Origin of the sequence: Algihabitans albus (genome assembly GCF_003572205.1) — a bacterium.
Lineage (GTDB): Bacteria > Pseudomonadota > Alphaproteobacteria > Kiloniellales > DSM-21159 > Algihabitans > Algihabitans albus.
The window spans coordinates 512,922-531,657 of record NZ_QXNY01000005.1; the positions used below are offsets into that span (position 1 = coordinate 512,922).

Annotated in this window: 20 protein-coding genes; 16 read left to right on the plus strand and 4 right to left on the minus strand. The window is 64.5% G+C overall.

What is annotated here, in order from left to right; genetic code table 11:
• Window positions 1–169 precede the first annotated feature (169 nt).
• Window positions 170–1,636, plus strand: a complete 1,467-nt coding sequence (locus DBZ32_RS16465; protein ID WP_162906802.1) for a methyl-accepting chemotaxis protein — start codon at window positions 170–172, stop codon at window positions 1,634–1,636.
• 180 nt (window positions 1,637–1,816) lie between these two features.
• Here DBZ32_RS16465 and DBZ32_RS16470 read toward each other — a convergent pair whose 3' ends face one another.
• Both DBZ32_RS16470 and DBZ32_RS16475 read right to left on the minus strand, forming a co-directional pair.
• Window positions 1,817–2,158, minus strand: a complete 342-nt coding sequence (locus DBZ32_RS16470) for a DUF2794 domain-containing protein (protein WP_235830231.1) — start codon at window positions 2,156–2,158, stop codon at window positions 1,817–1,819.
• Between the two features lie 60 nt (window positions 2,159–2,218).
• Window positions 2,219–2,632 (minus strand): hypothetical protein, encoded by a 414-nt coding sequence (locus DBZ32_RS16475; RefSeq protein ID WP_162906803.1) that lies wholly within the window; start codon window positions 2,630–2,632, stop codon window positions 2,219–2,221.
• A 218-nt stretch (window positions 2,633–2,850) separates the two neighbouring features.
• On the opposite strand from DBZ32_RS16475, the gene DBZ32_RS16480 reads away from it, so the two are divergent.
• From DBZ32_RS16480 to DBZ32_RS16495, 4 genes are all read left to right on the plus strand, one after another.
• Window positions 2,851–3,498, plus strand: coding sequence for a tetratricopeptide repeat protein (locus tag DBZ32_RS16480; RefSeq protein WP_162906804.1), 648 nt, complete (start codon window positions 2,851–2,853; stop codon window positions 3,496–3,498).
• A gap of 13 nt (window positions 3,499–3,511) precedes the next feature.
• Window positions 3,512–4,849, plus strand: a complete 1,338-nt coding sequence (locus DBZ32_RS16485) for an outer membrane protein assembly factor BamB family protein (protein WP_119168289.1) — start codon at window positions 3,512–3,514, stop codon at window positions 4,847–4,849.
• 133 nt (window positions 4,850–4,982) lie between these two features.
• The gene (gene der, locus DBZ32_RS16490; RefSeq protein WP_119168291.1) at window positions 4,983–6,395 is read left to right on the plus strand and encodes a ribosome biogenesis GTPase Der; all 1,413 of its coding nucleotides are present in this window, start codon (window positions 4,983–4,985) and stop codon (window positions 6,393–6,395) included.
• 78 nt (window positions 6,396–6,473) lie between these two features.
• Entirely contained in the window at window positions 6,474–6,833 is a 360-nt protein-coding gene (locus DBZ32_RS16495) for a DUF427 domain-containing protein (RefSeq protein ID WP_119168293.1), read from the plus strand.
• Between the two features lie 13 nt (window positions 6,834–6,846).
• Here DBZ32_RS16495 and DBZ32_RS16500 read toward each other — a convergent pair whose 3' ends face one another.
• Both DBZ32_RS16500 and DBZ32_RS16505 read right to left on the minus strand, forming a co-directional pair.
• A complete protein-coding gene (locus DBZ32_RS16500; RefSeq protein WP_119168295.1) occupies window positions 6,847–7,488 on the minus strand; it encodes a uracil-DNA glycosylase in 642 nt (213 codons plus the stop codon).
• A 21-nt stretch (window positions 7,489–7,509) separates the two neighbouring features.
• Window positions 7,510–8,154 carry a LabA-like NYN domain-containing protein gene (locus tag DBZ32_RS16505; RefSeq protein WP_119168297.1) on the minus strand — a complete coding sequence of 215 codons (645 nt, stop codon included), beginning with the start codon at window positions 8,152–8,154 and terminating at the stop codon, window positions 7,510–7,512.
• Between the two features lie 169 nt (window positions 8,155–8,323).
• On the opposite strand from DBZ32_RS16505, the gene folK reads away from it, so the two are divergent.
• The 11 genes from folK (at window position 8,324) to DBZ32_RS16560 (ending at window position 18,697) form a co-directional block, all read left to right on the plus strand.
• On the plus strand, window positions 8,324–8,839 hold the full coding sequence (gene folK / locus DBZ32_RS16510; protein WP_119168299.1) for a 2-amino-4-hydroxy-6-hydroxymethyldihydropteridine diphosphokinase: 516 nt from the start codon (window positions 8,324–8,326) through the stop codon (window positions 8,837–8,839).
• Window positions 8,840–8,945: 106 nt separating this feature from the next.
• Entirely contained in the window at window positions 8,946–10,001 is a 1,056-nt protein-coding gene (locus DBZ32_RS16515; protein WP_162906805.1) for a radical SAM protein, read from the plus strand.
• 141 nt (window positions 10,002–10,142) lie between these two features.
• On the plus strand, window positions 10,143–10,514 hold the full coding sequence (gene rpoZ, locus DBZ32_RS16520; protein WP_119168303.1) for a DNA-directed RNA polymerase subunit omega: 372 nt from the start codon (window positions 10,143–10,145) through the stop codon (window positions 10,512–10,514).
• Window positions 10,515–10,711: 197 nt separating this feature from the next.
• Window positions 10,712–12,868, plus strand: coding sequence for a RelA/SpoT family protein (locus DBZ32_RS16525; RefSeq protein ID WP_119168305.1), 2,157 nt, complete (start codon window positions 10,712–10,714; stop codon window positions 12,866–12,868).
• A gap of 109 nt (window positions 12,869–12,977) precedes the next feature.
• A complete protein-coding gene (locus DBZ32_RS16530; RefSeq protein ID WP_119168307.1) occupies window positions 12,978–13,748 on the plus strand; it encodes a pyridoxine 5'-phosphate synthase in 771 nt (256 codons plus the stop codon).
• A 12-nt stretch (window positions 13,749–13,760) separates the two neighbouring features.
• Window positions 13,761–14,171 (plus strand): holo-ACP synthase, encoded by a 411-nt coding sequence (acpS, locus tag DBZ32_RS16535; protein WP_119168309.1) that lies wholly within the window; start codon window positions 13,761–13,763, stop codon window positions 14,169–14,171.
• Window positions 14,172–14,254: 83 nt separating this feature from the next.
• Window positions 14,255–14,995: a signal peptidase I gene (gene lepB / locus DBZ32_RS16540; protein WP_119168311.1), complete on the plus strand. Its 741-nt coding sequence runs from the start codon at window positions 14,255–14,257 to the stop codon at window positions 14,993–14,995.
• Entirely contained in the window at window positions 14,982–15,701 is a 720-nt protein-coding gene (gene rnc, locus DBZ32_RS16545; protein ID WP_119168313.1) for a ribonuclease III, read from the plus strand. Before lepB ends, rnc begins: the two co-directional genes overlap by 14 nt.
• A complete protein-coding gene (gene era, locus DBZ32_RS16550) occupies window positions 15,698–16,603 on the plus strand; it encodes a GTPase Era (protein ID WP_119168315.1) in 906 nt (301 codons plus the stop codon). The genes rnc and era overlap by 4 nt, the downstream gene beginning before the upstream one ends.
• A gap of 39 nt (window positions 16,604–16,642) precedes the next feature.
• Window positions 16,643–17,368, plus strand: a complete 726-nt coding sequence (gene recO / locus DBZ32_RS16555; protein WP_119168318.1) for a DNA repair protein RecO — start codon at window positions 16,643–16,645, stop codon at window positions 17,366–17,368.
• A 57-nt stretch (window positions 17,369–17,425) separates the two neighbouring features.
• A complete protein-coding gene (locus tag DBZ32_RS16560) occupies window positions 17,426–18,697 on the plus strand; it encodes an NAD(P)/FAD-dependent oxidoreductase (RefSeq protein WP_119168320.1) in 1,272 nt (423 codons plus the stop codon).
• The last annotated feature ends 39 nt before the right edge of the window (window positions 18,698–18,736 follow it).

Here is an 18,736-nt window from a genome sequence, read left to right on the forward strand (position 1 = left end):
GTTGTTCGATATGACAGATAATCGCGGCATGAGTGTTTGAAAACGGATTGTAATTATTGCTGAGCAACATCGCTCATTAACGGTGCGGTAAAGGATCGGGCGCATCTTTTACGGACTTGGAACGCAAACGAGCGAGCAAAAAATGTTTGCACTTAAAGTAACGCCCAAGATGACATCGCTGCCCGCGTCCTCTAAAGACAGCAATTTCCGTCAGTTGGTCGACGGCTTGCCGGTGGCAATCATGACCTGCGACCTAGAAACCTTCGTCATCGATTACGCGAACGCGCAGTCGATTGCGCTGCTGGATTCGCTGCGCGACCTGCTGCCGGTGGCGCCGGAAGACATTGTCGGCACCTCGATCGACGTCTTCCACAAACATCCGGAACACCAGCGCAAGATGCTGTCGGATCCCAACAACCTGCCTCACAAGGCGCGCATCCAGCTCGGCGATGAGATACTGGATCTCAACATTGCGGCCATCGGCGACGGCCGGGGCAGGCGTCGAGCCTCCTTGACCTGGAGTGTGATCACCAAAGAGGTCAAGGCGGACCTCGAGAGCAGGCGCCTGTTGCAGATGATCGACAAGATGCCGATCAACGTCATGACCTGCGACCCGACTGACTGGAAAATCAACTACATCAACCAGACCAGTGTCGACACGCTACGGTCGATCGAGGAGCATTTGCCGGTAAAGGCCGACGACATGCTCGGCACGTCCATCGACGTATTCCATAAGCACCCGGCGCATCAGCAGGCGCTGCTGTCCGATCCGTCCAACCTGCCGCACACGGCCAACATCCGCGTGGGGCCGGAAACCCTGAAGCTCAACGTTTCGGCCATCACCTCCGCGGACGGCACCTACATGGGGCCGATGGTGACCTGGTCGGTCATCACGGACACGATCCGCATGGCCGAGTCGGTCTCCGGCGTGGTCGATGCCATTGCCGACACCTCCTCGGAGATGGACCAATCGGCGAACGAACTTCTGGATATCTCGAAGCAGGCGAGTGGGCTTTCGGCTTCCGTCTCTTCGGCGACGGAGGAACTGAGCGCCTCGATCCGCGAAATTTCCAGCCAGATGTCCGAGGCGTCTCGGAAGTCCGGCATTTCCGTCGAACAGGCGCGCGAGGCCGACGCTTTCGTCACCTCTCTGGCGGAAGCGGCCGACAGCATCGGCAAGATTACGGAAGTGATCGAGGACATCGCCGGTCAAACCAATCTTCTGGCCCTGAACGCAACGATCGAAGCCGCGAGGGCTGGCGAGGCCGGCAAGGGTTTCGCCGTGGTGGCCGGCGAAGTGAAGTCGCTGGCCAGCAAGACGGCGCAGTCGACGGAGGAGATCAAGGAGCTGATCGATACCATCCAGAAGAAGACCGGCAGCACCGTCGAGGCGATTCAGCGGATCGGCGAATCTGTGAGCTCGATGAACGAGATCTCGACCCAGGTTGCGGCCGCGGTCGAGGAGCAGAGCGCCGCGACGGCGGAGATCAGCCGCAACATCGACGGTGTTTCACAGGCCTCGCAACAGACCGGTGGATCGGCTGCAAAGGTGCAGGATACGGCCTCGGGTCTGGCCGGCCGCGCCCAATCCCTGCAAGGCGAGATCGATCGTTTCCTCAAGAGCTCCAATGGCTAGAGAAGACGCCGGTCGGCCTGGAATCCCTGATGACCGGCGGCTCGGTCGAGCGTCACAGCCGTCTTTCCGCAACGGTCGGACCGCGTCGGTGGCGCCCGACGGCCACACAGGCGTCTCATGTCGCAGGTTCGTAGGCTAGCGTAAGCGGTTTCAGCGGCCGCCAGTGCGACCGCAACGATCCTAAACCACGACGCGGAGCTTCTTTTCGAAGATGCGCAGGCACTCCGACAGGCTCGAGGAGCGGGCGAGTCGCTGGTGGTCCGAGAGAACGACGTACTCTGGCTGCTTGCCGGCCGTCCGCTTGGCGACGGCGTAGAGCGGCCGTTCATGCGTGCTGCGAAAGACGGAAAAGACAGCGATCCCCGGGCGATGGTCGATCGCATAGTCGCGCCATTCGCCGCTGGCCACCCGCTGGGAATAGGCGGACAACAGTTGATTTAGCTCAGTTCGGGTGAAGTAGGTGGCTTTCGCGCTCTTTCTGGCCGGTCGGCGATATGCCTCGAGGCGCATCAGATCGCCCATAAAGCCACGGTCCCCCGTTCAGCGCGAACCTGCCCGCCGACGCTCCGGCGGACCTGAATGTCAGTTTTCTTTCGCTTGCGCAGTCTCGCTCAAAACCTCGGAGAGGTCCAGACCGGTGAGGTCGATGGCGGGCTGAGGCTCCGTCAGGTTCGGCACGTAGGTCACGCGCTGAGTATCGCTTGCCTGCGGGTCGGGCCGAGAATAGCAGGTGACGTTGCCCAGGGTACGATAGCAGTGCTCGGTCTGCATCACGTAGGGTTCCCCGACGCAGAAGCTCTCGCCGCGGCTGGAGCGCACGAACGAACAGTCGCGGTCGAGCGCCGCGCTCAGGGCGTGGTCGGTCATGGTCTTGTCGGTCGCCACCAGAGTCACCACGCTGGCGCCGGTGAAGAGCAGACTCGGATCGCAAGCGCTCAGCGAGAGCGCCATGGCGGATGCGGCCAGAAGTCTGGCGGTTGCGATAGATCTTCTCATACCGATGGAGGCTAACGCCCGGTCGGTAAAGGAAGGATTGCCATCGACGTGGAATTCGGGGACCGCCTTTCCGGGCGAGGGATGTAAGCCCGTTGATGTGCCGTAGAGTTGTCACCGGCCTGTAGAGCCTTTATCAACCGACCCTGAGACCGTCCTGCGGCCCAGCTCGCCGGCCCGGGATTGGCGGCAAACCGCAGCTTGCGACGAGGGAGTGCCCGTTGAGCGATATTTTCCGCGAGGTCGACGAGGAGGTCCGTAAGGAGCGCTTCGAACGCCTGGCCAAGAAGCACGGACCCTGGGTGCTGGGTCTTGTCCTGGGCGGCCTGGTCGCGCTTGGGGGCTGGCAGATCTGGCAGCAGTGGCAGCAGGACGAACGTCTTGCTTCGGCGACGCGCTACCAGGCCGCGCTTACGCAGGCGGCCGCGGGGGACAGCGTGACGGCCTTGTCGTCGTTTGAGGAGATGGCGGCGAATTCACGGGAGTCCTATGGCCTGCTCGCCGCTTTTCAGGCGGCCCGATTGCGTGTCGAAGCCGGGGATCTCGATGGCGCGCTGACGGCTTGGGACCGGCTGGCGGATGACACGAGCATTCCGTCGTCCTGGCGCGGCGCGGCCCGGTTGCTGGCCTCGCAACATGCGCTCGGAGAGCGCGACCGGGCTGAGGTGGAGCAGCGACTGGCTCCACTGCTCGAGCCGGGCTCGATCTACCGCCCGGCGGCGCTCGAGCTGGCCGCTTTGGCGGCGCTGGACGAGGGTGACGTCGAGGGCGCCCGTGCCCAGCTCGAGACCCTGACCCAGTTGAACGAGGCGCCGCAGCAAATTCTGAACCGCGCCGCTCGCTTGCTCGACAGTCTCCTTGCCTCCTGACAGGTTGCCCTTGATGACTTGCCGCCTTCGCCGTCCGATCCCGACTGCTGCCGTGATTCTGTCGGCGGGCCTGCTGCTGTCGGGCTGCAGTGTCGTCGACGACTGGTTCGGTGAGGAGGAAGAGCTGCTTCCCGGCGATCGCTTGGCCGTCATGCTCGACGATCAGGTGATCGAGCCCGATCCTGCGATCGCGAGCCTGCAGATCCGGCTCCCCGAGGCGCGCAGCAACAGCGATTGGTCGCAGGCCGGCGGCGGACCGCAGGGAAACGTCCAGCATCTGGCCTTGGGCGAAGGCTTGCGGCTGACCTGGTCGGTCGACCTCGGCGAGGGTGAGGACGATGACGCCAAACTCCTCGCCGAGCCCGTTATCTCCGATGGACGGGTCTATGCAATGGACGCACGCGCGCAGGTCTCGGCGGTCGATGCCGCAAGCGGCCGGGTTCTGTGGCAAGTCGAACTGGAGGCCGAGGACGACAGCTTCTTCGGCGGCGGTGTCGCCGTGGCGGGCGATCGGGTGTTCGTTACGACCGGATTCGGCGGAATCTATGCCTTGGAAGCCAGCAGCGGCGCCACCGTTTGGGAGGCCATGGCGACAGCCCCGGTTCGGGCGGCGCCGAGCGTTTCGGATGGCCGAGTCTTCGTCATCACCCTCGACAACCAGACCCTCGCCCTGGACGCGGCAACCGGCGAGACTCAGTGGTCGCATACCGGCATTCAGGAGATTGCGGGACTGGTGGGGGCCGCGTCGCCGGCCGTCGAAGGTGGCGTCGCGATTGTGCCCTATACCTCGGGCGAGGTCTTCGCGCTGCTGGCGGATAGCGGCCGTGTGCTCTGGTCGGACGGCCTGATGTCGGCGCGGCGCTCCGCGCAGGTGGCCGGTCTGGCACATATCCGTGCCATGCCGGTGATCGACAGCGGTACCGTGATTGCCGTCGGTCATTCCGATCGTACGGCGGCCATCGATCTGCGCCGTGGGCTGCGTATCTGGGAACAGGAGTTGGGGGGAACCTCCAGACCTTGGGTCGCCGGCGACTTCGTTTTTCTCCTGACCAACGATGCTCAGGTGGTGGCCTTGACCCGCGATCGCGGTCAGGTGCGCTGGGTTCACCAGCTTCGCCGCTACGAGGACGAAGACGACTTGGAGGATCCGGTGGTCTGGAGCGGGCCGGTGCTTGCCGGTGACCGCCTGATCCTCGGCAACGATCTGGGGACCGCGGTGGCGCTCTCGCCCTACAGCGGCGAAAGAGTTGCCGACTTCGATCTGCCCGGTCCCGTGGCGGTCGGGCCCGTGGTGGCCGGCGGAGCGCTCTATTTCGTGACCGAGGGAGCCCGGCTGCTGGCCTACCGTTAGCCCAGCGTCCACCTGACCTCGTCGCCGGCCTGAATCATCGCCCCCTTGGCCAGGCCGCCAAGCAGGTCTGGACAAGCCGCGTCCCGCACCCTCATATGCGCGGCTCTCCAGACGCGAGCGCAGTTCAGCCCCCATGTCCTTCACCGTCGCCATCGTCGGCCGGCCCAACGTCGGCAAGTCGACTCTCTTCAACCGACTGGTCGGCAGGCGCATGGCGCTGGTCGACGATCAGCCCGGCGTGACCCGCGACCGGCGCGAGGGACAGGCGCGCCTCTACGAGCTGGAGTTCCTGGCCATCGATACGGCGGGGCTGGAAGAGGCGACGGACGATTCGCTGCAAGCGCGCATGCGCCAGCAGACCGAGCGGGCCATCGCCGAGGCGGACCTGGTGCTCTTCCTGATCGACGCCCGTGCCGGCGTCACGCCTCTGGATGCCCACTTCGCCGATCTGCTCCGCCGCGCGTCGGCCAAGACCCTCTTGGTGGCCAACAAGTGCGAGGGCCGGGCGGCCGAGGCCGGGGTGCTGGAGGCTTACGGCCTGGGTCTGGGCGAGCCGCTGGCCTTTTCGGCCGAGCACGGTCTCGGCTTGGGCGACCTGCACGAGGTTCTACGGCCCTATGTCCCGCAAGGCGAGGAGGATGCGATTGAGCTTCCGGCCGAGGCGGAGGACCAGGATCCGGAGGATCGGGAGAGCGTCCGCGACTACGGTCCCTTGCAAATGGCCGTCGTCGGTCGGCCCAACGTCGGCAAGTCGACGCTGATCAACCGTCTGGTCGGCGAGGATCGCTTGCTGACGGGCCCCGAGGCGGGGATCACCCGTGATGCGATTGAGCTCGATTGGGAATTCGAGGGCCGGCCGGTGCGCCTGGTCGATACCGCCGGACTGCGCAAGCGGGCCAGGGTCGACGATAAGGTCGAGCGCCTGTCGGCTGCCGACACCAAGCGCACGATCGATTTCGCGAACGTCGTCGTTCTGCTGCTCGACGGCGCCGTCGGCCCGAACGAGGCGCCTCTGGAGAAACAGGACCTCACGATCGCCCGGACGGTGATCGAGGAAGGGCGGGCCCTGGTCATCGCCATCAACAAATGGGACGCTTGCAGCGACCGGATCGGCGCCATGCGGCTGCTGCGTGACCGGCTGGAGCGGTCACTGCCGCAGACCAAGGGCGTTTCGATCGTTGCCGTTTCCGCCCTTGAGGGGCGCGGGCTCGACAAGTTGCTGCAGGCGGTCTTTGCCGCCTATGAGGTCTGGAACGCCCGCCTGCCGACCGGCCAGTTGAACCGTTGGTTGGAGACGACGACCGAGCAGCACCCGCCACCGGCCCCCGGAGGCCGGCGTATCCGCATCAAGTACGTGACCCAGGCGAAAACGCGGCCGCCGACCTTCGTGGTCTTCTGCTCCAAGCCCAAGGACTTGCCGGACAGTTATCTACGCTATCTGGAAAACACTCTCCGCCAGGACTTCGATTTGCCCGGGACGCCGATTCGGATCTTCGCACGCGCCGGCGAGAATCCCTATGTGAAGAAGGGTAGGCGGCGGCGTTAGACTGCGGGACAGCGGGCGATACGGCCCGGTGTCACCTTGCATGTCTGACAGCCTGGGTTCGCAGAGAAGGAGACGGTCATGGCCGAAACCAAGCAGAAGCCCCGGATCGATGTGGTCGATTTAAGCGAGACGCTGGAGGTGCTCTTCAACGGCGAGATCATAACGCGCAGCAGCCGAGCGAAGGTTCTGTTCGAAGGCAGTCTGCCGGCCCGCTATTACGTTCCCGCCAGCGACGTGCGCCTGGAGTTGCTGCGCCCCACCGCGACCAAAACCCACTGCCCCTGGAAGGGAGAAGCGAATTACTTCTCCATCGAGGTGGGCGGCAAGGTGGCGGAAGATGCGGTTTGGAGCTATCGCAACCCGATTCCGGAGATGACGAAGATCGCCGGCTTGCTCAGTTTCTATCCCGAGCGCGTGGACAAGCTGCACCTCGTCTGAAGACCGGGCTGGGTCAGGTGGAGAGGCTCATCCGCTCGGCGAGATCGGCGATCACCGCGTCGAACATCTCCGGTGTCAGCCGGCGCGTGTTCTGATTGTAGCGCGAGCAGTGGTAGCTGTCGGTGAGCCAGGGCAAGTCGTCTTGCAAGTGATGCAGCGCGCCGTGGCGAAAGGGCCTGGCGGACTTCCTGAGGCCGAGCGCCGCGAGGGTAGCCGTGTGAGCGACTTGGCCCAAGGCCAGCACGCCCTCCAACTTCGGCAGGCCCCGCAGTTCCGCTTCCAGGAAGGGCCGGCATTGTCCGATCTCCGCCGGTGTCGGCTTGTTTTCGGGGGGCAGGCAGCGCACGGCATTGACGATCCGGCAGCCGATCAGCTCCAGCCCGTCGTCTTTCTGCCTAGCGTAGGATCCAGCGGCGAAGCCGTGGCGTTGCAGCGAGCTGTAGAGCAGATCGCCGGCGAAATCCCCGGTGAAGGGGCGCCCCGTTCGATTGGCTCCGCGCAACCCGGGCGCCAGCCCGACGATCAGCAGGCGCGCGTCCAACGGTCCGAAGCTGGGTACCGGCCGATTGAAGAAGTCCGGATAAGCGGCGCGGTTGGCGTCCCGAAAGTCGGCCAGACGCGGACAGCGCGCGCAGTCGGGTTCGGGCGTCAGCACGGCGGGGTCAGCAGGGCAGGATCAGCTCTCTTCGTATTCGTCTTCGACTTCGTCGATCGATTCGACGGCGGCCGACTCTCCATCCTCGGACGAAGCCACGCGGTCCTGGCGTTCGCGCAGGCGCGGATGGTCGGCGGGAAGCTGCCGCTCGACCGACGTCTGCAGATCGCCCAGGTCGATGAAGTTATCAGCCTGGCGCCGCAACTCGTCCGCGATCATCGGCGGAGAGGAGCGGATCGAGGAAATGACCGTGGCGCGAACGCCGCGACGCTGAACCGCCTCGATCAGGCTGCGGAAATCGCCGTCGCCCGAAAAAAGCACAACGTGATCAAGTTTATCGGCCATCTCCATCATGTCGACGGCCAACTCGATGTCCATATTGCCCTTGATCTTTCGCCGGCCCATGGAGTCGGTGAACTCCTTGGTCGGTTTGGTGATCATCGAATAACCATTATAGTCCAACCAGTCTACCAAAGGCCGGATCGGAGAATACTCTTGGTCCTCGACCAGCGCTGTGTAGTAGAAGGCGCGTACGAGGCGGCATTCTCCTGCAAAAAGATTGTAGAGACGCTTGTAGTCGATATCGAAGCCCAAGGTGCGGGCCGTGGCATAGAGATTGGCACCATCGATGAAAAGCGCTACGCGCTCTTCCGGATAGAACTGCATTGGTTGGGGAACTCCAGTTACAATAGTACAATCAAGAAAGTTAGGGCGTCGCGGGTGACAAATAAATTGTCAAATGCCGGCGCCGGAACGCCGATTTCGAACTTGGCACTTCCGTTTCAGACGGGCAAGCAAAACTCGACGAGTGTCCATAAAGATCGCAGGTTTTTTAATGATATTTCTGGCTCTTGGCGCCAATCTCTCTCATGAACTGTACGGCGGCCCGCGTGACGTTCTTGAGGAAGCGCTGCGGCAGCTCCAAGGTCGAGGGATTGGGGTGCTGCGAAGATCACGCTGGTACCGCTCGCCACCCTGGCCGCCGTCCGATCAGCCCTGGTACCTCAATGGTGTCGCCGAGCTGGAAACGACGGCCGGTCCGGCGGAGACGCTTGCAAACCTTCATGACCTGGAGGCGGCTTTCGGGCGACGCCGGAGCGTTCGCAACGAAGCCCGCGTGCTCGATCTCGACTTGATCGATTGGCACGGAGGCCTGCTGCAGGAGTCGGACGGTCCGACACTGCCGCATCCCCGCATGCAGGATCGGGCCTTCGTGCTCCTGCCGCTGGCCGAACTGGCTCCCGACTGGCGCCATCCGGTGACCCAACGATCGATCGGCGATCTCATTGCGGCCTTGCCATCCCCCGGCTCGGCCGAGCCGATCGAGGACGAAGCGCTCGGCGTGACCTGATGCCGCGGCGGCAAGCGCGCTCCGTGCTCTCGTAACGCGCGACAGTATCCCCCACGTAGAAATGTCGGCGCCTCAGGCGTTTCTGCTCCAGCGGAGGACTGCGTCCTTGTTCGATCCCGATCGGCCGTACAGGTTTCACGTCGAGTTGACTGACAAGTGCAATGCCGGCTGTCCCATGTGCGGGCGGACGGATGCCATGAACCGCTGTCAGGTCAACTCTCAGAAGGTCCGCAAGATCGAGTTGAAACTGGCGGATTTCACGACCCAGTTCACGCCCGACTTTTGCCGGCGTGTCGAGGAGGTTCAGTTCGGTGGCGGTCTCGGCGATGCCCTGGCCGCCAGCGAGTGCCTGGAGATTTGCGACTACCTGACGGCCCAGGGCGTGCGGCTCGTCGTCTCCACCAACGGCAGTCTGCGCGGCCTCGAGTGGTGGCGCCGTTTCGGCGCGGTTATGGCGCGCAACGGCTCCCACCTGGAACTGCATATCGACGGCCTCAGGGACACTAACGCGCTCTATCGGGTCAACACCGACTTCGACAGGATTCTGGCCAACGCCAAGACCTATCTGGCGACCGGAGCCGTGGCGGACTGGTACTACATCTTGTTCCGGCACAACGAGCATCAGGTCGAGGAAGCGCGCGATCTTGCCCGCAACCTGGGCTTTCGGCATTTCGTGCTGATCGATACCATCCGCTTCGGCAAAAGCCAGCGCTTCGACTACGTCTTGCCGGACGGAACGCCGGCGGTCCTGGAGCCGTCGAAGTTCTCGGCGACCGATTATCAAGGGCGTTTCGGATCGGCGGCGGCCTCCCCGGAGGAGCCGCAGCCTGTGGAGACGCTGTTGGCCGGCAAGACGGCGCAGGCCGATGCCGGGATCAACGGCATCCGCTGCAAGGCTCAGATGCTGAACCGCCCTTACATCACCGCCGACGGCAACGTGTCGGCCTGTTGCTGGATCGATCACTCGGAGGAGGAGCGGAGCCTGCAATCGAAAGCGGGTCGGCGCTTCGAGGACTACAACATCCGTGTGCGGCCGCTGGAGGAAATCCTCCTGGACGAGCCCTTCGCCAGCTTGTTCCAAGCCGGATGGCAGCAGTATGAGGGTGTCATTTGCCGCCGCAAGTGCGGCGAAGGGCGTCGGAACAAGCGCAGCAGGCTCTAACGGCTTCTGACCCGAAGGGCCGCCAACCTCTTTTCCGGCGGAGTTCCAACCGTCATCCGGCTTGCAGGATGCTGTGTCGCTGCCTATAACAGCCGCTTGCACAAACACTGCTATCGCTCTGGCTGAAGGAGGTTCGCCCGCATGGCGCGCGTAACCGTTGAAGACTGTGTCGAAAAGATCCCCAACCGGTTTGACCTGGTTGTTCTGGCCGCCCAGCGTGCCCGCGACATTTCCTCTGGGGCCCCGCTGACGCTGGAGCGTGACAACGACAAGAATCCGGTCGTCTCCCTGCGCGAGATTGCCGAGGTCAAGGTGGATCCGGACCAGCTTCTGGAGGAGCGCATTACGCTGATGCAGCGCTTCCACAAGGAAGATGCGCCGGAAGACGACGATATGGCCGAGATCGCTCTGGCCGCCAGTCTGGAGGCCGAAGTGAGTGGCGAGGCCGTGGCTCCGAAACCGGCCCCGGCGCGTCAACCCGAGATTTCGGACGAGGTTGAACAGGGCGCCTGATCCGGCTCTCGCCTCCGTCGTAACCGCTCTAAGAGCGCCGCTGTGCCGGCTCGATTTTCGAGCCTTGGTGCGGCGGCGCTTTTTCGTTGAGCAGCCCTGCGAGATCGTAGGGAGGCTTTCGCTTGGCGCTTGGAGGCGCCGCCCCTAGTCTTACATCCGAACTTTGATCCCCCGAAGCGCGCGCCAGAGGACCGAGTATGCTGCGCCAGTTCGAGCTGGTCGAACGGGTTACGTCCTACGACCCCGCTGCCGACGAAGACCGGCTTAACAAGGCCTATGTCTATGCCATGAAGAGGCATGGCTCGCAGCGCCGCGCCTCGGGCGACCCCTATTTCTCCCATCCGATCGAAGTCGCCGGCATTCTGACCGAGCTGAAGCTCGATGCGGACTCCATCGTGACCGCCCTCTTGCACGACGTGGTCGAGGATACCGAGGCGACGCTGGAGGAAGTGGAGAAGCTGTTCGGCACGGAGATCGCCCGTCTTGTCGACGGCGTCACCAAGCTGACCCGGATCGAACTGCAGTCCGAGCAGTCGAAGCATGCGGAGAACTTTCGCAAGCTGGTTGTCGCCATGTCGGAGGACATCAGGGTCCTGCTGGTCAAGCTGGCCGATCGCCTTCACAACATGCGCACTCTGCGCTTCATCAAGTCGACGGATAAACGCAGGCGGATCGCGCGTGAGACAGCCGATATCTACGCGCCCCTGGCGGAGCGGATCGGCCTCAACCGCTTCAAGGACGAGCTGGAAGACCTTGCTTTTGCAGAGTTAAATCCAGATGCCAGGGAATCGATCCTCAATCGGCTGGAGTTCCTGAAGTCCGACGGCGAGGATCTGAGCCGGCGGATCATCGATCGCCTGACCTTCGATATGGGGGAAGATGGCGTGGAAGCCCGGATTTCCGGGCGGATCAAGGCGGCCTACTCGATCTGGCGCAAGATGCAGAAGCGCAACGTCGGCTTCGAGCATCTGGCGGACATCATGGCCTTTCGCGTGATCGTGAAAGATATTCCGGAGTGTTATCAAGCGCTTGGGGCGCTTCATTCGCGTTATCCGGTAATGCCGGGCCGGATCAAGGATTACATCTCGACCCCCAAGCCGAACGGCTACCGCTCGCTGCACACCGGCCTCTACTTCGGTCCGGCGCAACAGCGTATCGAGGTTCAGATCCGGACTTCGGAGATGCACGAAGTCGGCGAGTACGGCGTGGCGGCGCACTGGGTCTACAAGGCCGACCCGGAGGACCGCCAGGTCGAGGGCCGGCAGTATCGTTGGCTGCGTGAGCTGCTCGACATCCTGGAGCATGCGCAGAACCCCGAAGAGTTCCTGGAACACACCAAGCTGGAGATGTTTCAGGACCAGGTCTTCTGCTTCACGCCGAAGGGGGACCTGATCGCGCTGCCGCGCGGCGCCACCCCGATCGATTTCGCCTATGCCGTCCATACCGAGGTCGGCAACCGTACCGTCGGTGCGCGGGTCAACGGCCGCCTGCTGCCCTTGCGCCACGAACTCGGCAACGGCGATCAGGTGGAGATCGTCACCTCGAAGGCTCAGACTCCCTCGCCGGACTGGGAGAACATAGCGGTCAGCGGCAAGGCCAAGGCCTGCATCCGGCGGTTTATCCGCAATGAGCAGCGCAGCCAGTACCTGCAGCTCGGCCGCCAGATGCTCGAGCGGGTCTTCAAGGCCGAAGGCTACGACTACACGGAGAAGGCCGTGGCCGGCGTTCTCAAGAAGTTGAAGCAAGACACCGTGGAGGAAGTCTGCATCGCCGTCGGCCAGGGCCATCTGACCGCCCGGGACGTGATGGTCGCCGTCTTCCCCGGAGTACGCGAGCAAGCCAAGGGCGACAAGGACAAGGTCGTCCCCATCGCACGCGCGCGGCGAAACAAGACGGGCGACCATTTCGCCATTCCGATCAAGGGTTTGATTCCGGGCATGGCGGTCCACTTCGCGCATTGCTGTCACCCGCTGCCCGGCGACCGCATCGTCGGCATCGTCACCACCGGCAAGGGCGTGACAGTGCATACGATAGACTGCGACACCCTGCAGCAGTTCCAGGATACGCCGGAACGCTGGGTCGATCTGGGCTGGGCCAGCGACCCGGGCGAGGAACCCTTTACCGGCCGGCTCTTCCTGACGGTCAACAACGAGCCCGGCGTTCTCGGCGGTCTTTCCACGGTCATCGGCCGCAACGAGGGCAATATCTCCAATTTGAAGTTCACCCGGCGGGCGCTCGACTTCTACGAGCTGCTGATCGACGTCGAGGTGAGCGACGTGAAGCATCTGACCAACATCATGGCGGCCCTACGGGCGATGCCCAACATCACCTCCGTGGAGCGCGCGCGCGGATGACGCCGGTCGCGGGAGTCCTACACGGCAGCCGTGCCTCGGCTGGGATTTGCGCCCGTCCTGTCGCTCGCCTACTTTTACTGGTCTCGTTGGAAGAAAGGGGAGCCGGTCGATGAACCAGCGCCTGCGTCTTGGAGTCAACATCGACCATGTCGCCACCATCCGCAACGCGCGAGGCGGGCGTCATCCCGATCCGGTGCGGTCCGCGCGCATGGCCGCTGCCGCCGGAGCCGACGGTATCACCGCGCATCTGCGCGAGGACCGCCGGCACATGACCGATGCCGACATCGCGGCGCTCTCGGCCGAGATCGAGCTGCCCCTCAACCTGGAGATGGCGGCTACCGACGAGATGCTGGAGATCGCCCTGCGCCACCGGCCGCATGCCGCCTGCATCGTGCCGGAGAAGCGCAACGAGGTAACCACGGAAGGTGGCCTGGACGCCGCCGGCCAGATGAACTCTCTGCGCCGCTATGTCGACGAACTCAGCACGGCCAGCATCCGGGTGTCCCTTTTCATCGATGCGGACGAGCGCCAGTTGGAAGCGGCCAAACGGCTGGGTGCACCGGTGATCGAGCTTCACACCGGCGCTTACTGCGAGGCCTTCCTGGAGGGTTCGGACGGTGCCAGGACCGAAGCCGAGCTTGAGCGGCTTCTCCAGGGCGCGCGCCTGGCGCAAGACTTGGGGCTGGAGTGCCACGCCGGGCATGGCCTGACTTTCGACAATGTTCCCCCGATCGCGGCGATCTCCAATCTGGTCGAGCTCAACATCGGCCATTTCCTGGTCGGCGAGGCGATTTTCAGCGGTCTCGACTCCGCCATCAAGCGGATGCGCGCGGTGATGGATAAGGCAAGGGCCGAGGCGCTTGGCGCCCGTTCGGCCTGATCGCTGGCCGCGATGATCATCGGCATCGGCAGCGATCTGATCGACATTCGACGGGTCGAAAAGACGCTGGAGCGCTTCGGAAGCCGTTTCACTCAGCGGGTTTTCACAGACTCCGAGATCGCCAAGGCGGAACGGCGGCGGCTCGCGGCCGCGACCTATGCCAAGCGCTTTGCGGCCAAGGAGGCCTGCGCCAAGGCCTTGGGAACCGGCGTGCCGCGCCGCGGCGTGCACTGGAAGCACATGGGGGTGGTCAACCTTCCCAGCGGCAAGCCGACCATGGCCTTGACGGGAGGCGCGGCTGTGCGCCTCGCCGAGTTGCTGCCGCCCGGCACCCAGGCCCAGATCGACGTCACCATCACGGACGACTACCCGCTGGCTCAGGCGATGGTGATCATCTCAGCGGTTCCGTCCGACGACGACTAGCGCTATATGCTGCCCGGCCGTTCGGGCAATCCTCATCGAACACCGTCCCTCATCTAACCCCAGGCAGCGAGTAGCGAATTTCTATGGCCAAGGCGAACAAGAGCGCCGGCGAAGGATTTTGGGATACGGTTCGCACGATCATCTATGCCGTGCTGATCGCGCTGACTCTGCGCACCTTCGCCTACGAGCCCTTCAACATTCCCTCCGGCTCGATGCTGCCGACCCTGCTGATCGGCGATTACCTCTTCGTTTCGAAGTTTTCCTACGGCTATAGCCGTCATTCGCTGCCCTGGGGGATCATCCCCTTCGAAGGGCGGGTGCTCGGCAGTGAGGTTGAGCGCGGCGACGTCGCGGTCTTCAAGCTGCCGACCGATAATCGTACGGACTACATCAAGCGGATCGTCGGTCTGCCCGGCGACCGCATCCAGGTCGTCGGCGGCATCCTGACCATCAACGGAACGCCGGTGAAGCGCGAGCGCGTGGCGGAAAGCGTCGTGCCGGGGACCGCCGGAACCATCACCGAGTACATCGAGACGCTGCCCAACGGACGCCGTCATCTGATCTGGGAGCGGTCCGACGATATGCCGTTCGATAATACGCCGGTCTATCAGGTGCCGCAGGGGCACTACTTCGCGATGGGGGATAACCGGGATTCGAGCCAGGACAGCCGCGCTCAGCGGCTGGTCGGGTTCGTTCCGCGCGAAAATCTGGTCGGCCGCGCCGAGTTCCTGTTCTTTTCCTACGATGGCTCGGCACGTCTCTGGGAAGTCTGGAAGTGGCCCTTCGCAATTCGCTGGAGCCGTCTGTTCGATGGCATCCGATAATGCGGCGGCGCCCGGACAGAGGGCGGACCTTGCGGCTCTCGCCCGGCGTCTCGGCTACGACTTCGCCAATCCCGCCTTGCTCGCGCAGGCGCTGACCCACGCCAGCCGGGCCGGCGGCGCCGAACGGTCCTACGAACGCATGGAGTTCCTCGGCGATCGGGTGCTGGGCTGTCTGGTCGCGGAGTTGCTCTATCGGACCTTTCCGACGGAAAACGAAGGAGCGCTCGGCAAGCGTTTCGCCGCTCTGGTGCGGCGGGAGACCTTGGCCGAAGTCGCGGGACCGGAAGGTCTGGATCTTGGACCGCATCTGGCCTTGTCGCGCGGCGAGCAGGAATCGGGCGGCCGCGACAACCCTGCGACCCTCGCCGATGCCTGTGAAGCGGTGATTGCCGCGCTTTATCTCGACGGTGGACTGGAGACGGCGAGACGGCTGATCGAGCCGATCTGGACGCCGCTTCTGAAGGCGGACCCGACGCCGCCTCAGGATGCCAAGACCCGACTGCAGGAATGGGCGCAGGCGCGCGGCCTGGCATTGCCCTGCTATGAGGAAATCGCACGCAGCGGTCCGGACCACGCACCGCACTTCACACTCCGGGTCAGTTTGTCCGACGGGCGCAAGGCCGAGGCCGAGGGTCGCTCCAAACGGAACGCCGAGCAGGCCGCCGCCGAGGCGATGCTGGCGGAGCTGGCGGAGCGCGACACGTGAGCGACGCTGCGACGCGCTGCGCCGTCGTGGCTCTGGTCGGCGCGCCCAACGCCGGCAAGTCCACCCTGCTGAACCAGGCGGTCGGCAGCAAGATTTCGATCGTGACTCACAAGGTGCAGACTACCCGCACGCGGGTGCGGGGCATCGCACTGCGGGAGTCGGTGCAGCTTATCTTCGTGGACACGCCGGGGATCTTCGCCGCCAGGGATCGCCTGCAGCGCGCCATGGTCGCAGCGGCCTGGAATGCGATCCAGGATGCCGACTTGGTGGTCTACCTGTTCGATGCGCAGCGGCAGTCGCCCGATGCGGCGACGCAGGAAATCCTGCAGGGCCTGGGCAAGCGGGCGCGCCGTCGCGTTCTCGCGCTGAACAAGGTCGATGCGGTCCCGCGCGAGAGCCTGCTGACCTTGTCCGCGACCTTGAACGACCTCGCGAGCTTCGAGCGGACCTTCATGATCTCCGCCTTGAGCGGCGATGGCGTGGGGGATCTGCTCGACTGGCTGGCCGTGGAGGCGCCCGAGGGACCCTGGCTTTATCCCGAGGACCAGGTCTCCGATCTCCCGCTCCGTCTGCTGGCCGCGGAGGTGACCCGGGAGAAGCTCTTCCTCAACCTGCATCAAGAGCTGCCCTACGCACTGACGGTGGAGACCGAGGCCTGGGAGGAATTCAAGGACGGTTCGGTTAAGATCGACCAGACCATCTACTTGCAGCGTGAAACCCAGAAGCGCATCGCCATCGGAGCTGGCGGCCGAACCATCCGGAAGATCCGCGAACAGGCCCAGGCGGAACTGCAGGCGCTGATCGAGCGGCCGGTGCATCTCTATCTTTTCGTCAAGGTTCGCGAGCGCTGGATCGACGATCCCGAGCGCTACCGGGACTGGGGCCTCGACTGGCAGGCCTGAAGCCTCGCTGACTCGGGTGCGAAAGCCTATCCTCTCACCATGCTCGAATGGACCGACGAGGCAATTGTTCTGACGGCGCGCCCGCATGGGGAAAGCGGTGCCATCGTCTCGCTGCTGACCGAGCTGCACGGTCGGCATTCCGGCTTCGTGCGGGGCGGGCAAGGGCGGCAGCTCCGCCCGGTCCTGCAGCCGGGCAATGCTGTCAGCGCGACCTGGTCGGCCCGGCTGTCCGAGCACATGGGCAATCTCAGCCTGGAATCGACCGCGGCCCATGCCGCCCGCTATCTCGACGACCGGGCGCGCCTGGCCGCCTTGGCCTCCTCCGCCGCCGTCTGCGACCGCGCACTCCCCGACCGCGAGCCGCATCCGGCCAGCTATCACGGTCTCTTGGCCCTGATCGAGGCGCTGGCCGGCGCGCACTGGGCCGAAGCCTATGTGCAGTGGGAGGTGATGCTGCTGAAGGACCTCGGCTACGGTCTGGACCTGGAGACTTGCGCCGCCGGCGGCTCTAACGACCAATTGGCCTACGTGTCGCCGCGGACCGGACGGGCGGTCTCGCGGTCCGCAGGGGAGCCCTATGCCGATCGTTTGCTGCCGCTTCCCCGCTTCCTGATCGGCCGTGGCCGGAGCGCGCCCGACGACATTGCCATGGGACTGCGGTTGACGGCTCATTTTCTGGCTCTGCATGTGTTTTATCCACAGAACAGCGATCTGCCGGCGGCCCGTAAACGTTTAACCGACGCGCTTGCTCCTCGTAGCGCTTGACCGTCGGGCGAAGCCGGTGAAAATCGCCGGTCCCTGTCATCGAATTGAAATACATCTATGCTTACAAACGCCCCGGATCTGCCGGCTGGTCCGCCGGGCCATGTCGCCGTCGTCGGAACCGGCATCATCGGCGTCTGCTGTGCCCGTGCCTTGCAGCGTGACGGCCACCGGGTGACCTTGATCGACAGAAACCCGCTCGGCGAAGGCGCGTCTTTCGGGAACTCTTCGGTCTTGGCCACGGAATCCGTCGTGCCCGTGGCGACGCCGGGCATCTGGCGCCAGGTGCCGAAGATGCTCTTGGATCCTTTGGGTCCGCTGTCCTTGCGCTGGCAGTATCTGCCGCAGCTGACACCCTGGTTGCTCCGCTTTCTGGCGGCGAGCCGGCCGGAGGCCGTCGAGCGGATCTCCCTGGCCCTGCAGGCCCTGCTCGATGACGCTATTCCTTCCTACCGGCAACTCCTGAAGGATGCCGGCGCCGAGGAGCTTCTGGTGCGGCGCGGATGGATCGCCGCCTACACGACCGAGGCCGGGCTGCAAAGTTATCGCCGCCTGGCGGAGCTGCAGCACCGCCGCGGCGTGGAAGTCGCGGAACTCTCGGTCGCCGAGATGCGCCAGATGGAACCGGCATTGACCCCCGAACTGGCCGGCGGCTTCTACTATCCGCAGGTTGCGCATGCCCTAGACCCCCAGCGTGTCTTGCTTGCTTTGGCCGAACTGGTCCAGCGTCACGGCGGTCGGATTCTGCGCCGCGACGTCGTCGGCTTCCGGGTCGCGGAGGGCCGGGTGGAAGCTGTCGAGACGACGGACGACTCGCTCGACTGCGACGCCGTCGTGGTGGCCGCCGGTGCCTGGTCCAAGGAACTCGCCAAGCGGTTGGGCGTCAAGGTGCCGCTGGATACCGAGCGCGGCTATCACTTGACGATCCCGACCCCCGGTATCGCGCTCAGCCGGCCTGTCTACTCCACCGAGTTCGGAATGGCCTGTACCCCCTTGGCTTCGGGTCTGCGTCTCGGCGGTACCGTCGAGCTGGGCGGCCCGGTGGCGGCGCCGAACTGGAAACGGGCCCAGGTTCTGGCGAAGCGCGGCCTGCAGCTCTTTCCGGATCTCGATACGCGAGAGGCCAGCCGCTGGATGGGGTTCCGACCGTCGCTGCCGGACTCGCTGCCCGTGCTGGGGCCGGCGCCGCGCGCCTCGAATGCCGTTCTCGCCTTCGGGCATGGTCATCTGGGCTTGACACTCGGTGCCCGGACGGGCCGCCTCGTCGCGGATCTGGTCGCCGGCCGGCCGGCGGCCATCGACCTTGCGCCTTTCGCCGCCACCCGGTTTTAGAGTGCGGAGCCGTCGCCGTTCCGCCGCTCCGGTTGACAG